The organism is Bacillus mojavensis (assembly GCF_012648005.1).
In the GTDB taxonomy this organism is placed as follows: Bacteria; Bacillota; Bacilli; order Bacillales; family Bacillaceae; genus Bacillus; species Bacillus mojavensis.
This window is the reverse complement of record NZ_CP051464.1, coordinates 2,867,723-2,883,438: the sequence shown is the minus strand read 5'-3', so window position 1 is coordinate 2,883,438 and position 15,716 is coordinate 2,867,723. Positions and strand designations below refer to the sequence as shown.

13 protein-coding genes are annotated in these 15,716 nt (G+C 45.2%); 10 read left to right on the top strand and 3 right to left on the bottom strand.

Going from position 1 to position 15,716, the window contains the following annotated elements:
* Positions 1 to 28: 28 nt before the first annotated feature.
* The 3 genes from HC660_RS15100 (at position 29) to HC660_RS15090 (ending at position 3,386) form a co-directional block, all read left to right on the top strand.
* Positions 29 to 802 carry an NAD-dependent epimerase/dehydratase family protein gene (locus HC660_RS15100; RefSeq protein ID WP_168748559.1) on the top strand — a complete coding sequence of 258 codons (774 nt, stop codon included), beginning with the start codon at positions 29 to 31 and terminating at the stop codon, positions 800 to 802.
* Between the two features lie 203 nt (positions 803 to 1,005).
* On the top strand, positions 1,006 to 1,866 hold the full coding sequence (locus tag HC660_RS15095) for a carbohydrate ABC transporter permease (RefSeq protein WP_168749488.1): 861 nt from the start codon (positions 1,006 to 1,008) through the stop codon (positions 1,864 to 1,866).
* A gap of 23 nt (positions 1,867 to 1,889) precedes the next feature.
* Complete coding sequence (locus HC660_RS15090; protein ID WP_010331539.1) at positions 1,890 to 3,386, top strand: extracellular solute-binding protein; 1,497 nt, start codon at positions 1,890 to 1,892, stop codon at positions 3,384 to 3,386.
* A gap of 38 nt (positions 3,387 to 3,424) precedes the next feature.
* On the opposite strand, the gene HC660_RS15085 is transcribed toward HC660_RS15090, so the two are convergent.
* The gene (locus HC660_RS15085; RefSeq protein WP_168748558.1) at positions 3,425 to 5,740 is read right to left on the bottom strand and encodes a helix-turn-helix domain-containing protein; all 2,316 of its coding nucleotides are present in this window, start codon (positions 5,738 to 5,740) and stop codon (positions 3,425 to 3,427) included.
* Positions 5,741 to 5,946: 206 nt separating this feature from the next.
* Here HC660_RS15085 and rmgP point away from each other — a divergent pair, with 206 nt between their 5' ends.
* The 6 genes from rmgP to HC660_RS15055 all read left to right on the top strand — a co-directional run bounded on the left by rmgP (position 5,947) and on the right by HC660_RS15055 (position 10,779).
* Positions 5,947 to 6,912 (top strand): polygalacturonan/rhamnogalacturonan ABC transporter permease, encoded by a 966-nt coding sequence (gene rmgP / locus HC660_RS15080; protein WP_168748557.1) that lies wholly within the window; start codon positions 5,947 to 5,949, stop codon positions 6,910 to 6,912.
* Positions 6,913 to 6,919: 7 nt separating this feature from the next.
* The gene (gene rmgQ, locus HC660_RS15075; protein WP_168748556.1) at positions 6,920 to 8,041 is read left to right on the top strand and encodes an unsaturated rhamnogalacturonyl hydrolase; all 1,122 of its coding nucleotides are present in this window, start codon (positions 6,920 to 6,922) and stop codon (positions 8,039 to 8,041) included.
* Complete coding sequence (locus HC660_RS15070) at positions 8,038 to 8,541, top strand: lipoprotein YteS (RefSeq protein ID WP_168748555.1); 504 nt, start codon at positions 8,038 to 8,040, stop codon at positions 8,539 to 8,541. The genes rmgQ and HC660_RS15070 overlap by 4 nt, the downstream gene beginning before the upstream one ends.
* 12 nt (positions 8,542 to 8,553) lie before the next feature.
* Positions 8,554 to 9,843, top strand: a complete 1,290-nt coding sequence (locus HC660_RS15065) for a Gfo/Idh/MocA family protein (protein WP_168748554.1) — start codon at positions 8,554 to 8,556, stop codon at positions 9,841 to 9,843.
* A gap of 21 nt (positions 9,844 to 9,864) precedes the next feature.
* Positions 9,865 to 10,533: a YesL family protein gene (locus HC660_RS15060; RefSeq protein WP_168748553.1), complete on the top strand. Its 669-nt coding sequence runs from the start codon at positions 9,865 to 9,867 to the stop codon at positions 10,531 to 10,533.
* 63 nt (positions 10,534 to 10,596) lie between these two features.
* Entirely contained in the window at positions 10,597 to 10,779 is a 183-nt protein-coding gene (locus tag HC660_RS15055; protein WP_003325003.1) for a sporulation protein Cse60, read from the top strand.
* 41 nt (positions 10,780 to 10,820) lie between these two features.
* On the opposite strand, the gene opuD is transcribed toward HC660_RS15055, so the two are convergent.
* Entirely contained in the window at positions 10,821 to 12,353 is a 1,533-nt protein-coding gene (opuD, locus tag HC660_RS15050; protein WP_069487046.1) for a glycine betaine transporter OpuD, read from the bottom strand.
* A 193-nt stretch (positions 12,354 to 12,546) separates the two neighbouring features.
* Positions 12,547 to 13,809 (bottom strand): BaiN/RdsA family NAD(P)/FAD-dependent oxidoreductase, encoded by a 1,263-nt coding sequence (locus HC660_RS15045; RefSeq protein ID WP_168748552.1) that lies wholly within the window; start codon positions 13,807 to 13,809, stop codon positions 12,547 to 12,549.
* Between the two features lie 205 nt (positions 13,810 to 14,014).
* On the opposite strand from HC660_RS15045, the gene HC660_RS15040 reads away from it, so the two are divergent.
* Positions 14,015 to 15,652, top strand: coding sequence for a lipid II flippase MurJ (locus tag HC660_RS15040; RefSeq protein WP_168748551.1), 1,638 nt, complete (start codon positions 14,015 to 14,017; stop codon positions 15,650 to 15,652).
* Positions 15,653 to 15,716 lie beyond the last annotated feature (64 nt).

The window sequence follows — 15,716 nt, the reverse complement described above, 5'->3', positions numbered from 1 at the left end:
GCAATCTATAAAAAAGGGGAGTGAACATATGAGAAAAGTGCTGATCGCTGGCGGAAATGGTGTGATTGGGCGGATATTGGCTGAAGGGCTTATGTCTGAGTACGAGGTGACGGTGCTGGATAAAGACCGTTACGATGGCATAACACACGCTATTCAGGCAGACGCGTCAAACTATGAAGATCTATTGAAGAAGATTCCGAGAGATACAGATGTGATCGTGAATTTACTCGCTGTCAAAATCAAATATAATGTCATGGATGTAGCTGAATTTGAAAAAATGACGGATATTTTTTATAGAGCAAGCTACTATTTGTGCCGAGCGGCAGCAGAGCTTGGCATTTCAAAGGTTGTTTTCGCCAGCAGCAATCATGTGACAGATGTGTACGAAAAGGACGGGCATTCACTCTTAGGGCGGGAAATCACAACCGACGACTATCCGCTGTCAAAGAATCTCTACGGCGTCCTAAAGCTGACCTCGGAACATGTCGGCCACCTGTTTTATCTGGAAAATAAGCTTTCTGTTATCAACCTTCGAATCGGAACTGTCGTTACAGATGAAATGGATACACTGCATGAGAAAGACCGGACGAAAAAAACGCTTCTTTCCCATCCAGACCTGCTGTCGATTTTTAAAGCAGCCATTGAGACGAATATCCGTTACGGCACTTATTACGCCGTCTCTGACAATCCCGGCAGGCCGTGGTCAATAGAATCCGCGGTTCAGGAGCTTGGGTTTACACCTCAAATCAATACGGCCGAGCTTCTGAAAGAGGAAGAAGAGAACGGCAATAACAGAGCATAATCATTTTCTAAGATTATGCTCTTTTTCTTTTATGATCGGTTTCAAGCCAATTCCGATGCCGCTGGGCAAGGGACAGTGTTCAAATGATTATAGACATGGCAATCACACATTTGCTACATTTTAGACACGATATCGTCACATGCTGCAGCTCGTTTTAACAAAATGACAACGCTTACAAAGGGGTGGGAACGATCGCACATTCACTGAAAAATCGCCTGTTTGATATTTTGATTTACGGATTTTTGCTGATGTTCGCTTTAATATGCATACTTCCGTTTATTCATGTCATTGCGGCATCCTTTGCCACAGTAGAGGAAGTGGTTTCAAAAAAGTTCATTTTAATACCGACCACTTTTTCGCTCGATGCCTATCGTTACATTTTTTCGACAGATATCATTTATAAAAGCTTGCTCGTTTCTGTGTTTGTGACAGTTGTAGGCACGGCGGTCAGCATGTTTCTTTCTTCACTGATGGCTTACGGTTTATCTCGCCGCGACTTAATTGGGCGGCAGCCGCTCATGTTTCTCGTCGTATTTACGATGCTCTTCAGCGGCGGAATGATTCCGACTTTCCTGGTGGTCAAATCGCTTGGATTGCTTGATTCTTACTGGGCCCTTATTTTGCCGACAGCGATTAATGCCTTTAACTTGATCATTCTGAAAAACTTCTTTCAAAACATCCCGGAGAGCCTGGAAGAGTCCGCAAAAATTGACGGCTGCAATGACTTGGGCATTTTCTTCAAAATTGTGCTGCCGCTGTCTCTTCCAGCGATCGCAACGATTTCACTGTTTTATGCGGTGACGTACTGGAATACGTATATGACGGCGATCTTGTACTTAAATGATTCAGCTAAGTGGCCGATTCAGGTGCTTTTGCGCCAAATCGTTATTGTATCAAGCGGAGTACAAGGGGATATGTCGGAAATGGGCTCGGGCAGCCCGCCGCCTGAGCAAACGATCAAAATGGCAGTGATAGTGGTAGCGACCATACCGGTTCTGCTGGTCTATCCATTTATTCAAAAGCATTTTGCAAAAGGCGCTTTACTGGGTTCTGTCAAAGGATAAAAAATATGAAACGGAGGGGTATGATGGGAAACAAATGGAGGGTGCTTTTGTTTGTACTTGTGTTTGCTCTCGGAGGAGTGCTGGCGGGCTGTAAAGGGGCTGATCAATCATCAGCTGAAGGCAAGGCGGACTCGGATTCAAAGGTAAAGCTGTCTATGATGGCGATTTTGTATCACCAGCAGCCGCCGAAAGACAGGGCGATCAAAGAAATTGAGAAGCTGACAAATACGGAACTGGACATCACGTGGGTTCCTGATGCGGTGAAAGAAGACAGACTGAATGCGGCGCTTGCAGCAGGCAATCTCCCGCAAATCGTGACGATTCAAGACATTAAAAATTCGTCTGTCATGAATGCCTTCAGATCGGGAATGTTCTGGGAAATCGGCGATTATATCAAAGATTATCCGAATTTAAACAAGATGAATAAACTCATTAATAAAAATGTCACAATCGATGGCAAGCTTTACGGGATATACAGAGAGCGTCCCCTCTCGAGACAAGGCATCGTCATACGGAAGGACTGGCTGGACAATTTGAATTTGAAAACGCCGGAAACGCTGGATGATCTTTATGAGGTTGCCAAAGCGTTTACAGAGAAAGACCCTGACAAGGATGGAAAAGATGATACATTCGGATTGACTGACCGAAATGATCTAATTTACGGCGCTTTTAAGACGCTTGGCTCATATGAAGGCATGCCGACAGACTGGAAGGAATCAAATGGAAAATTTACGCCTGATTTCATGACGAAAGAATACAAAGACACAATGGATTACATGAAAAAACTGCGTGATAACGGCTACATGAATAAAGACTTTCCAGTCACAAGCAAAACCCAACAGCAGGAGCTGTTTTCTCAAGGAAAGGCCGGCATCTATATCGGGAATATGGTGGACGCTGTTAATTTGCGTGACAATGCCTCTGATAAATCAATGGAGCTGGAGATCATTAACCGCATAAAAGGCCCTGACGGAAAAGAGCGTGTATGGGCGTCAGGAGGGCATAACGGTGTATTTGCTTTCCCGAAAACAAGTGTGAAATCAGAAGCCGAGCTGAAACGGATTTTAGCGTTCTTCGACCGAATAGCCGAAGAGGATGTCTACAGTCTGATGACTTACGGCATTGACGGGGTCCATTACAATAAAGGAAAAGGCAAAACATTCACAAGAAAAGAAAGCCAGGTAAAAGATTGGCAGACTGATATTCAGCCGCTGTCCGCCTTAATCGCCATTGATAAAGCTTACTTAAAAAACACCGGTGATCCGCTGCGGACAGCGTACGAGGAGCTGACGGAAGACAATGAAAACATCATCGTCTCCAATCCGGCAGAGAGCTTGTATTCCGCCGCGGAGTCTGAACGCGGAGATGAACTGAAAAAAATGATAGACGATGCCACCTATAAATATATGATTGGAGAAATCACAGAAAGCCAGTTTGATAAAGAAGTTGAAAAATGGGAATCAAGCGGAGGAAAGCAGATTATTCAGGAATACGAGGAAGCGTTTAAAAAAACAAAGTAATAGTGAAAAACCCAAAACGTGCAAGTGGTTTTGGGTTTTTATATGCTTCTTTTTTGCTGGCGATAGTTGCCGGGTGTGATGCCTTCCAGCTTTTTAAAGGATCTGATAAAGTTTTGCGAGTTTTTGTATTTGAGCTTTTCCGCTATGTCTTTCACCGCCATGTCGGATTCAGCCAGCCAGCTTTTTGCCATATGGTGACGGTAATTCGAGACATACTCGCTGAATGAAATGCCCATTTCTTTTTTGAAAATGCTGCTTAAGTAGTTCGGGTTGTAGTGCAGCCTGCGGGCAATTTCGTCCAGCGTTAAATCGGATTCAAACTCATGGTGGATGATATGGATAATGTTGTCGGAAATATTTTTGTACTGTGCATCGGCCCGGGCATTTACTTTGTCTGTCATCGGATCAATGAACTCTTGCTTCAGCCAGTTTTCGGTATCCTCGAATGTCTTCAGCTCAAAAATTTGGTCATACAGCATTTTGTTTTCTTCAAGCTCAAATAGTTCAATTCCGAGCACATGCATCAGCTCAATGACATGGTTCAGAAAACGGGCGATTGCAATCTGAAATTGGTACGGGTTGGTGTTGTGTGTAAAAATCGACTGTAAAATCGCGTGCAGGCATTTGTCTGCTTTCTCCTTGTCACCGGCTTTTACAGCATCGAACAGCTCATGCTGAAGCTGCTTCGGAAAATGGGTTTTGAACGTTTTTTTCTGATCCAGATCTTCATAAAAGATAATCGATTTGTTTTCTGCTTTCAGCCGGTATTTTAACGCTTCTGAGCCTTCCGCATAAGCGTTTTTTGCCATAGCTAATGCACCAAACGGCTGGCTGACGCCGATGCTGACAGACAGGTGCAGCTCAGCTTCAACTGTATCCTGAATCATCCGGGCAGTATCATTCAACTCGGCCATAAATTCCTCTTTTGTCCCGCTCTCATTCATCAATATGGTTGCCTGCTGTTTATCAACTACCGCTGGTGCAAGACGTTTTTCCGCCGGGATGTTCCGCTCAATCAGGCTGTTGACGGCAAACAACAGAAGATCCATATCTTTTTTCTCATACGGTGTCTGATTCAGCGTGTCAATTTGGAGCACCAGCAAGGCGAGGTGACGCCAATTTTGTTTTAAGCCCAGGCTTTCAAAGCGGTTATTGACCTCCTCATCCGTCAGCTTTCCAAGCATAAGCCTGACCATAAAATATTGCTGAAGATGAGTGGCCTGCTGTCTCATTGTTTCTTCAAGGTCGTCATTTCTGTTTTTGAGCTGCTTGAAGCTTTGCTCGATTAATTCAAACTCATTTTGATGAGGCTGTTTTTCTGGGAAGGCGCCGTGTCGCGCAAATGAGTCATAAAGCAGCCGGATCGGTTTATAAAAATGCCGGGAGCCCAGCCAAGAAAACAACAATGAAAGCGCTAACAAAATAGAGCATACCGTAAAGGTGATCCAGCCGATTGACTTGGCTTCTTTTTTTAGTTCGGGCAGGGAAACGAGAGAAAAATAAGTCCATGTGTTATAGTCTGATTTTTGATAGGTCACTTTATATTGAATGCGGTCAATGACTGTTTCAAATTGTCCGCTTTTGGAGTTTTCCGCCAGCATTTTTTTGACAAAGGCGTCGTTCTGAAGAGAATCGCCTATATCAGACATGTTGTTGTGAAGGATGATACGGCCTTTTTCATCAATGATAAACACGCTGTTTGCGCTTGAATAATCAGGCATATTTTTAACGAGCGAACAGCTTGGGATGCTTGCGGCTGCCAGTCCCTTCGTGTTTGTGCTGTTCAGCGGGAGCTGCTTAATCAAATTGATATTATACCGGCAGCTTTCTGAAGCGCCTTCCTTTGTGGAGATCAAACGGTTGTTTTTTTCCAGCTTCCAATAGGACCGGCTCGCTTTGTTTTTCGAATACGCTTCGGCTGCTTCATGAAGGGAGTCCGTATTCATGCGGTATAAACCGGAATTGTTCATGTACCAGTTTTTCATATAGCTGACAAGCGTCATGTTGGACAAATCGGTATCAAAGCTTTGCAAATAGTTGAGCTCTTGGTTCACTTGGTCATAAATTTGAAATTGGTCAGAGTGCAAAGGCTCGGACAGTGTGCGGAGGAGAGGCGGCGAACTCACATAGTGGGTTAAAGAATGATCGACGGTTTTTAGGATGTGCTCGATGCTTAGCTGGGTCTGCTGGAGTGTGTCGAGTTTTTCCTCCGAAACGTTGGAGATGGCCGTTTTCTGAGAGTGCTCGTACGAAAACAAACCGACCAAAATGACGGGAATGGTGCTGAGTAAACAAAAAAACGTGATGAGTTTGTAATAAAACTTGTATTGACTTCTTTTCATAAAACCCCCCATTTCATTACACCTTAATACAATTAATCCAAAGATTGATAGATATTGTCAATAATCATTTTCTAATATCGGTGTCTTTTCTTCAGGTAGAGAGGCGGAACCCTTGATGACAAAGGGCTCAGGCAGAATGTGATCATATGATTGTAGACGGACTTTTGCAGGCTACGCTACAGTGAAAACAAGAACCCGTGAAAGGAGGCTTTGAAACGATGAAAACAGCAGAAGCGCAAGCACCGGCTGTTGACGCAGTCATTTTAAAAAAAGAAAAAAGAAAGCGCTTACTAAATAAGCTGATGCAGCAGAAGTATTTGTACTTTATGATTTTGCCGGGATGTATTTATTTTTTGCTTTTTAAGTATGTTCCAATGTGGGGAATCGTGATTGCGTTTCAGGATTACCAGCCGTTTCTCGGCATTTGGGGCAGTGAGTGGGTCGGGCTGAAGCATTTTATCAGGCTGTTTACTGAGCCTACCTTTTTTGTCCTGTTAAAAAATACGCTCGTGCTCTTTGCTTTGAACCTGGTCATCTTTTTTCCGGTGCCGATTTTATTAGCGCTTCTTCTAAACGAAGTGCGGATCGCACTCTTTAAAAAATTCGTTCAGACGCTGATTTATATTCCGCACTTTATGTCCTGGGTCATTGTTGTATCGCTGTCATTTGTGCTTTTGACAGTAGACGGAGGCCTGATTAATGAACTGATTACGTTTTTTGGCGGCGAAAAAATCAATTTTCTGCTGAATGAAGAATGGTTCCGTCCGCTGTATATTCTGCAGGTCATCTGGAGAGAAGCGGGCTGGTCAACGATCATCTACTTGGCTGCAATGACAGCGGTTGATCCCCAGCTTTATGAAGCGGCAAAAATGGACGGAGCGGGGCGGCTGCGGCAAATGTGGCATATTACGCTGCCGGCTATCAAAAGCGTCATCGTCGTTTTGCTGATTTTGAAAATCGGGGACACGCTGGAGCTTGGCTTTGAGCATGTATATTTGCTGTTAAACGCCACAAACAGAGAAGTTGCGGAAATTTTTGATACGTACGTTTATACTGCAGGGCTGAAACAGGGCCAATTCAGCTACAGTACAGCGGTCGGCGTATTTAAAGCGGCGGTCGGGCTGATTTTGGTCATGCTTGCGAATCGTTTGGCAAAGAAATTCGGCGAGGAAGGAATCTATTAAGAAAGGGATGGGATCAATGGATCGATCAATCGCTGTAAAATCACCTCTTACGTACGCGGAGGCATTGGCAAAAACCATTATGAACACGTACACAGTGGAGGAGCTGCCGCCTGCAAACCGCTGGCACTACCATCAAGGTGTTTTCTTATGCGGTGTATTGCGGCTGTGGGAAGCAACCGGACAAAAGCGATATTTTGAGTATGCGAAAGCTTATGCAGATCTCTTAATTGATGATTATGGCAATCTATTATTCAGAAGAGATGAGCTGGACGCCATTCAAGCTGGTCTTATTCTTTTTCCATTATACGAACATACGAGTGATGAGCGGTATGTAAATGCCGCAAAAAGGCTGCGAGGACTATATGGAACGCTGAACCGGACGTCTGAGCAGGGGTTCTGGCATAAAGACGGCTATCCTTATCAGATGTGGCTTGACGGCTTATATATGGGCGGGCCGTTTGCGCTGAAATATGCCAACCTGAAGCAGGAGCCAGAGCTGTTTGATCAGGTCGTGCTGCAGGAATCACTGATGAGGAAGCATACGAAGGACTCAAAAACCGGACTCTATTATCACGCCTGGGATGAAGCGAAAAAAATGCCTTGGGCGAATGAAGAAACAGGCTGTTCGCCAGAATTTTGGGCGCGTTCTATCGGCTGGTACGTCATGTCTCTCGCTGACATGATTGAAGAGCTGCCGAAGAAGCATCCAAACCGTCGCGTATGGGAAAAAACGCTTCAGGACATGATTGAAAGCATTTGCCGCTATCAAGACAAGGAGACGGGGTTATGGTACCAGATCGTTGATAAGGGCGACAGGTCCGATAACTGGCTGGAAAGCTCAGGATCCTGCCTGTACATGTACGCAATCGCAAAAGGGATCAATAAAGGATATCTTGACAGAGCTTACGAAACAACACTGTTAAAGGCGTATCAAGGCTTGATTCAGCATAAAACCGAAACAACAGAAGACGGTGCGTTTCTCGTCAAAGATATTTGTGTCGGAACGTCTGCCGGTTTCTATGACTATTATGTCAGCCGCGAAAGAAGCACAAACGATCTGCACGGCGCCGGTGCGTTTATTTTGGCCATGACAGAGACGGAGACTCTTTTTAGGACAGTAGAAAAATGAAGACAGGTTTACGTACGGCTTTCTGTGTGATCGTCTCAGTGCTCTTTTTGGCATCATGCTCAAGCAGGCCGGACGGATTGCATGTCATCCTCTTTTCTGATCTCCAGGCAGGCGTACAAGAAAAAATAAAAGAGGCAGCTGGACAGGGGACCGGGAAGGTGGATATCTTTCCCGCTTTGCCGGAAAAGCTGCTGACTGAAGTTACGGCTCACGAGGGTGACGTCTTTATCGTGCCTGAAGACTTGTTTGCAGCATACGATGATCCGGAAAATTTTCAGCCGTTAAACGAATTGCCAGCGGGAAAAACATCTCCTTATACAGCCGTAAATCAAAAAACGGGAGAAAAAACAGTCTATGCCGTTCGGATTGAGAAAGGGGAAAAACAGCTGAACGGCTATTCTTTTCGGCTGAATCGAAATATGGTGGCGTTTATCCCTGTATACTCCGAAAAAACAGAGGAAGCGCTGCAGCTGATTTCCCAATTAACAGAAGTCCGATAGGGGTGGGGACCATTGAAAAGCATCGTCATTTGCGGAGTAAGCAGCAGAGCCCTCAGCATGTTTATCAAACCGCTGCTCAAACAGTTTTCAACCATTTATGAAATTACGGGATTACTGGATGCCGATCCGAAACGATTCGCCGTCTGCAAAGAGGCATTTCCGGAGCTTGCACACGTACCGGAGTATAAAGAAGAAGATTTTGACAGTATGATGAGCGTTTCGAAGCCAGACATTGTTATTGTGACAGGAAGGGATGACACCCATGTCACCTATATATTGAGAAGCCTTCAGTGGGATACGGATGTCATAACGGAAAAACCGATGGTAACGACGGTGCAGGATGCAAAGCGGGTGCTTGAGGCAGAAGCGAAAAGCAAAGGGAAGGTTACTGTCGCGTTTAATTACCGCTACAGCCCGTATCACCGGAAAATCAAAGAGATGATTTTAGAAGGAAAAATAGGAAGGGTCACCTCTGTGGATTTGAATTGGTATATTGATACCTATCACGGCGCCAGCTATTTTAAACGCTGGAACCGATCCAGGCAATTTTCCGGCGGTCTTTCTGTCCATAAATCCACTCATCATTTCGATCTGGTGAATTGGTGGCTCGGCCAAAACCCGGCGGAGGTATTTGCTTACGGCGAGTTGAATTACTACGGGCCGGACAGTGAGTGGAATCCGCTGCCGGAAGAAGATGGGCGTTTTTGCGGCACATGCCGGGTCAAAGAGAAATGCCATTACTATGCAAGATGGCATCCCCGTGCTTCTAAAGCTTCTGTAAAGGATGATCATCTCAAGGCGGATGCAGACCAATCAAACTTATATACCGCATATCGCCCTGACGCGTGCATTTTTGACGATGAGATCGACATTGAGGATACCTATGTGGCGGCTGTCAAATATGACGGCGGTGCGCTGTTAAGCTACTCGATCATATTTTCCGCTCCATATGAAGGCTATCGCCTTACGATAAACGGCACAAAAGGACGTATTGAATCAAATGAATTCCATGAGCCTTCCAGAATCCCGTTTGCTTTTCCCGAGCAGACAATTGAGTATTATCCGCTTTTTGAATCGAAGCAAACCATTCAAGTCGTCAAAAATGAGGGAGGGCACGGCGGAGGAGATCCGCTTTTGCTTGCTGATCTATTTATAGGCAAAGATCCGCTGCGCCAGTATGACATTTTGGCCGGAGCCGAAGCCGGAGCCTATTCTATCGCGGTCGGTGAGGGAATATGGCGCTCCGTTGTTGAAAAGAAACCAATTGATATTAAACAGCTTTTCCACATGCAAAATGTATAAAAGCGAAAAGGAGGGGCTTTCGTGGAGCATGACGGATCAATGGCACGGGTGCTGCGTTTTTGTGAATGGATCATGAGGTTTGCGTATACCAATTTGCTTTGGCTGCTTTTTACCATCATCGGTCTCGGAGTGTTCGGTGTCATGCCCGCGACTGCTGCTTTGTTCGCTGTCATGCGAAAATGGATTCAGGGTCAGGATCACATTCCGGTGCTGCCGACATTTTGGCGGGAATACAAAGCTGAATTTCTCCGTTCCAATCTGATCGGTGCTGTACTGGTGTTAATCGGTTTGATCATTTATATCGATTTGGCCTTTATTTACCCAAGCCACTTCTTATTGCATATCCTGCGCTTTGCCATTATGATATTTGGCTTTCTGTTTGTATCAATGCTTTTTTATGTGTTTCCGCTGCTCGTCCACTTTGAATGGAAGAAGCGCCTGTATTTTAAGTTTTCCCTCTTGCTGAGTGTGGCGTACTTACAATATACGCTCGTCATGCTTGCGCTGACTGTTGCGCTCTTTTTCCTGCTTGCTTATCTGCCGGGAATTGTCCCTTTTTTCAGCGTCAGTCTCATCAGCTACTGCCACATGAGGATTGCTTATGCCGTCTTGGTGAAGCTGGAGCAGCAGGACCATGAGCCGGCAAAGAAACATCCTACACCAGAAGCTTTGCATCCGGAGACGAGATAAACATTTCTCTATCATATATTGATTCCAAACGGAATAGAGTGATAGAGAAAGGAGAGCGGATAAATGCTGAAGGTGGCAGTGTTTGATGAAGAGCATGAAAAAGATTTACAAACGGAGATCAATTCGTTTTTAAAAGGAATATCGGAAGAGCAGCTGGTTGATATCAAATATACGGTTTCAGCGGCGTGCGACCCTGAAGGCGAGCAGCTCTACTGTTTTTCCGCACTCATTCTATATCGAAAATAAAAAAGATCTTTCCGCGTACTGCGGGAAGATCTTTTTTATGGTTAAGCCTTTTTCACTCTTGGGCTTCTCGGTTTCTGGAATTTCTCTGCTGCTCTGATTTCTCTTCGTTCTCTTGCCAATGCTTTATAAAGAGCAGCAATCATGAGCAGGATAACAATTGAAAACGGCAGTGCCGCCAAAATCGCTGTGTTTTGCAAAGCAGCAAGTCCACCGGAATACAAGAGCGCAGCTGCCATAGCAGACTGAATGATACCCCAGCTGAGTTTGACTGAATTAGCCGGGTTTAATGAACCGTATGTCGTCTGCATACCAAGGACAAATGTCGCTGAATCAGCTGATGTAATAAAGAACACGGCGATCAGAATCAATGCCAGGATAGACGTGATCATTGTCAGCGGATAGTGATCCAGTGTTCCGAACAGCATCGTTTCGGAAGACTGCTTCGCCACATTAAAGATACCTTTTTGCTGAAGGTCCATTGCGGAAACACCGAAAATGGAGAACCATAGGAAAGCCAAAATACATGGTGCCACCAGGACGCCGATCAAAAATTCACGGATTGTCCGGCCTCGGGATACACGAGCGATGAAAATGCCGACAAATGGAGACCAGGAAATCCACCATGCCCAATAGAAAATCGTCCAGCCGTTGATCCATTCACGTTTGCCTGGATCGTTCGGCGCCAGTCTGAAGCTCATTTGAACAATGTTTTGAATATACTGCCCAATTGAATCTGTAAGTGAGTTCATGATCAAAACGGTAGGTCCGACAACCAGCATAAACAGCATCAGCAATCCGGCTAGTACCATATTGGTGTTGCTTAAATACTTAATGCCTTTTCCGAGTCCGCTCCAAGCCGATAGTAAAAAGAGCACTGTTACAATAACAATCAAAATCAATTGAACGATAAAATGATTCGGAATTCCGAATAGGTAATTCAATCCGCCGTTAATTTGAGTTGCGCCGATCCCCAGACTCGTTGCAACGCCGACAACTGTAGCGAAAACAGCGATACAGTCAATCAGTTTACCGATCGGGCCGTTTACTTTATCGCCGAGAATCGGAGTCAGTGTGCTGCTGATTAATCCAGGCGCGTCTTTGCGGAATTGAAAATATGCGATACATAATGCCACGACGGCATAAATGGCCCAAGCGTGCAGTCCCCAGTGGAAAAACGTGTACCGGAGCGCATCTCTGAAGGCTTGGGGGGTTTCTGTTTCACCTGATGGAGAGCTAATTGCGTAATGGCTGATCGGTTCAGCCGCACCATAGAATACTAAGCCGATTCCCATGCCTGCACTGAACAGCATGGCAAACCAAGATAATAACCCGAATTCCGGTTTTTCATCCGGTTTCCCCAGTTTAATTTTTCCAATCGGGCTGACAATTAAAAAGAGACAGAACCCGACAAACAAAGAGACAACTAATAGATAATACCAACCAAATGAATCTGTTATAAACGATTGTGCCGATTGAGACACGTTTTGCAGGCTGTCCGGAGAAATAACGCCCCACAAAACGGCAGCGGCTGTGATGACAATCACAATCCAAAATACACTAGAAATATTCTTCAAACATTCTCACCCTCTGACTTTTTTGTGTACGCCTATATCTTCCTCGCAGGCTTAGTATGGTCGTACGATGGCAGATCATTCCTTCCTGTAAATTACCCCGCAATCAGGTGAAACAAAACAAATCTCACCCTATCATTTTTGCGGGAAATTTTCAAATGTCCGGCATGCTGTAAGTGTTTGGGAAATCTCGTGTTTAAGTAAGGGAAAATCGTCCGGCATTCAGTCCGGCAAGTCTGCCTGTGACGAGCGCAGATGTAATATTGTATCCGCCTGTATAACCGTGAATATCTAAGATTTCGCCGCAAAAATACAGGCCGTCCATTTTTTTAGACGCCATCTTTTTCGGGTCAATCTCCTTCACCGATACACCGCCTCCTGTGACAAACGCTTTGTCAAGTGACAGCGTGCCGTTTGCGAGAACGGTAAATTGCTTGCAGTCTTTGACAAATTGTCTGAAAGGCTCCTTCGGCAGCTCAGAAAATGATATGTTTGGCGAAATGCCGTTTTTTTCGAGCAGGAAAAGGAGGTAGCGCTCCTGCATCCAAGGCTTCAGCACATTTTTTAACGCTTTTTTCGGCGCATCCTTCAGCTCCTTGTGCATCTTTTGGAATAACGTTTCTTCATTGATATCCGGAAACAAATCAATTCTGACGGGCACTTCCGGCTGTTTTTTCAGCTCTTTCACGATAAACTGGCTGCACCTGAGTATGGCGGGGCCTGAGAGGCCGAAATGTGTAAACAGCATGTCCATCTTATGTGTGACAATGGCTTTGCCCTTTTTGTTTAACACACTGACGGCGACATCTCTGAGCGATAAACCCTGCAGTGTTTTTTTCTTAATAAACGGCTCGGCAGATGTGACGGGCACCTCTGTCGGGAACAGCTCTGTTATTGTGTGGCCTGCGGCTTCGGCCCATTCATAGCCGTCACCCGTGCTGCCGGTGTGGGGAACGCTTTTTCCGCCAACCGCGATAATGACTGCCTGACTATGAATCACTTCGCCATTATTCGTCACAATGCCTGCCGCCTGTCCATCTTCATATGTAACAGATTTGATTTTTTCGTTCGTTCTAATCGTCACACGCAGCTGTTTCAGCCTGTTTAACAGCGCGTCGACAACACTTTGCGCTTTGTCTGTCACCGGAAACATCCGGCCGTGATCCTCTTCCTTCAGTTTGATCCCGAGATTTTCAAAAAACTTGATAATATCCTCATTATTAAATTCGGAAAACGCACTGTATAAAAAACGGCCGTTGCCGGGGATGTGCTTAATAATTTCTTCGACAGGAAGGCGGTTCGTCACATTGCAGCGGCCGCCACCGGATATGGCAAGTTTGCGGCCTAACTTGTTTCCTTTATCTATTAACAAAACGTCAGCGCCCTGTTCCCCGGCTGCTATGGCAGCCATCAGACCTGAAGGGCCTCCACCGATTACAATTACGTCATACTGCTTCATCTTTATCATCAACTTTCTTTTTACATTTCGTGTGCGGAACGCTGTCCGCAGTACTATTATAGCGAAAGACAGGTTCTGCTTAAACGTATTTTGCCGCAAACTTGTATTCTTCCCTGAGATTGCTTTTGTATTTATTACCGTCTATATGCCCATTTGTGGTAAAATAGAAAAGTTGAATCTTCGTAGAAAATGGTGATGAGGAAACATGTCAAGCAAACTGTTAAGAGGCACGTTTGTGTTAACGCTCGGTACATATATTTCACGGATACTGGGAATGGTTTATTTAATTCCTTTCAGCATCATGGTCGGAGCGACAGGCGGTGCGTTATTTCAATACGGATACAATCAATATACTTTATTTTTGAACATTGCCACAATGGGCTTTCCAGCCGCCGTTTCTAAATTTGTTTCCAAATATAATTCCAAAGGGGATTATGAAACAAGCAGAAAAATGCTGAAGGCGGGCATGTCGGTTATGCTTGTAACGGGAATGATTGCCTTTTTCATATTATATTTATCTGCTCCGTTTTTTGCTGAAATATCGCTAGGGGGCAAAGATAATAACGGTTTGACGATTGATCATGTCGTATATGTCATCCGCATGGTCAGCTTAGCGCTTTTAGTTGTGCCGATTATGAGTCTTGTGCGCGGATTTTTCCAAGGTCATCAAATGATGGGGCCGACGGCTGTCTCTCAAGTTGTTGAGCAGATTGTCCGTATTATCTTCTTATTGAGTGCTACCTTCTTGATTTTGAAAGTCATAAACGGCGGCCTTGTGATCGCTGTCGGTTATGCAACCTTCGCAGCGCTGATCGGTGCCTTCGGCGGGCTGATCGTATTGTATATTTATTGGAACAAGCGAAAAGGCAATCTGCTGGCGATGATGCCGAATACGGGGCCTACAGCAGATTTAAGCTACAAGAAAATGTTTTTCGAGCTCTTCAGCTATGCCGCTCCCTACGTGTTTGTCGGACTAGCCATCCCTTTGTATAACTATATTGATACAAATACGTTTAACAAAGCGATGATTGAAGCGGGGCATCAAGCGATCAGTCAGGACATGATGGCCATTCTGACACTTTACGTGCAGAAGCTCGTGATGATCCCGGTTTCTCTAGCGACGGCATTCGGACTGACCTTAATTCCGACGATCACAGAATCGTTTACAAGCAGAAACTACAAGCTGTTAAATCAGCAGATCAACCAGTCGATGCAGACGATCCTGTTTTTAATTATTCCGGCTGTTGTCGGTATATCGGTATTAGCAGGTCCTGTGTATACGTTCTTTTATGGATCAGAGAGCCTTCATCCAGAATTGGGGAAAGACATCCTGTTTTGGTATTCGCCGGTTGCGATCTTGTTCTCTTTGTTTACTGTCAACGCCGCCATTTTGCAAGGCATCAATAAGCAAAAATTTGCGGTTGTCAGTCTGGTGATCGGTGTCGTGATCAAACTTGTGCTGAATGTCCCGCTGATTAAGCTGATGCAGGCTGACGGCGCTATTTTAGCTACGGCACTCGGGTATACTGCCTCACTGATATACGGATTTACCATGATCAAACGGCATGCCGGCTATTCGTACAAAATATTAGTGAAGCGGGGCCTTCTGATGCTGCTCTTGTCAGCAGTGATGGGGATAGCCGTTAAAGTCGTCCAGTGGGTGTTAAGCTTTTTCATCTCCTTCGAGGATGGCCAGCTGCACGCTGCGATCGTCGTGCTGATTGCGGCTGTGATTGGCGGAGCTGTCTACCTGTATTGCGCTTATCGTTTAGGTTTTTTACAGAAAATATTCGGCCGCCGTTTACCGGGGTTCTTAAAGAAAGGCAGACATGCCGCTGAGTAACAGAATATGTTGAAACGAGAGGGCTCGCTTGATGCGGGCTTTCTTTTATAGAAAGGAGAGATTG

Bases quoted from the DNA above. Each gene is read 5' to 3' on its own strand.
- HC660_RS15100 (WP_168748559.1), top strand. From the start codon at position 29: ATGAGAAAAGTGCTGATCGCTGGCGGAAATGGTGTGATTGGGCGGATA.
- HC660_RS15090 (WP_010331539.1), top strand. From the start codon at position 1,890: ATGGGAAACAAATGGAGGGTGCTTTTGTTTGTACTTGTGTTTGCTCTC.
- HC660_RS15085 (WP_168748558.1), bottom strand. From the start codon at position 5,740: ATGGGGGGTTTTATGAAAAGAAGTCAATACAAGTTTTATTACAAACTC.
- rmgP (WP_168748557.1), top strand. From the start codon at position 5,947: ATGAAAACAGCAGAAGCGCAAGCACCGGCTGTTGACGCAGTCATTTTA.
- rmgQ (WP_168748556.1), top strand. From the start codon at position 6,920: ATGGGATCAATGGATCGATCAATCGCTGTAAAATCACCTCTTACGTAC.
- HC660_RS15070 (WP_168748555.1), top strand. From the start codon at position 8,038: ATGAAGACAGGTTTACGTACGGCTTTCTGTGTGATCGTCTCAGTGCTC.
- HC660_RS15055 (WP_003325003.1), top strand. From the start codon at position 10,597: ATGCTGAAGGTGGCAGTGTTTGATGAAGAGCATGAAAAAGATTTACAA.
- HC660_RS15045 (WP_168748552.1), bottom strand. From the start codon at position 13,809: ATGAAGCAGTATGACGTAATTGTAATCGGTGGAGGCCCTTCAGGTCTG.
- HC660_RS15040 (WP_168748551.1), top strand. From the start codon at position 14,015: ATGTCAAGCAAACTGTTAAGAGGCACGTTTGTGTTAACGCTCGGTACA.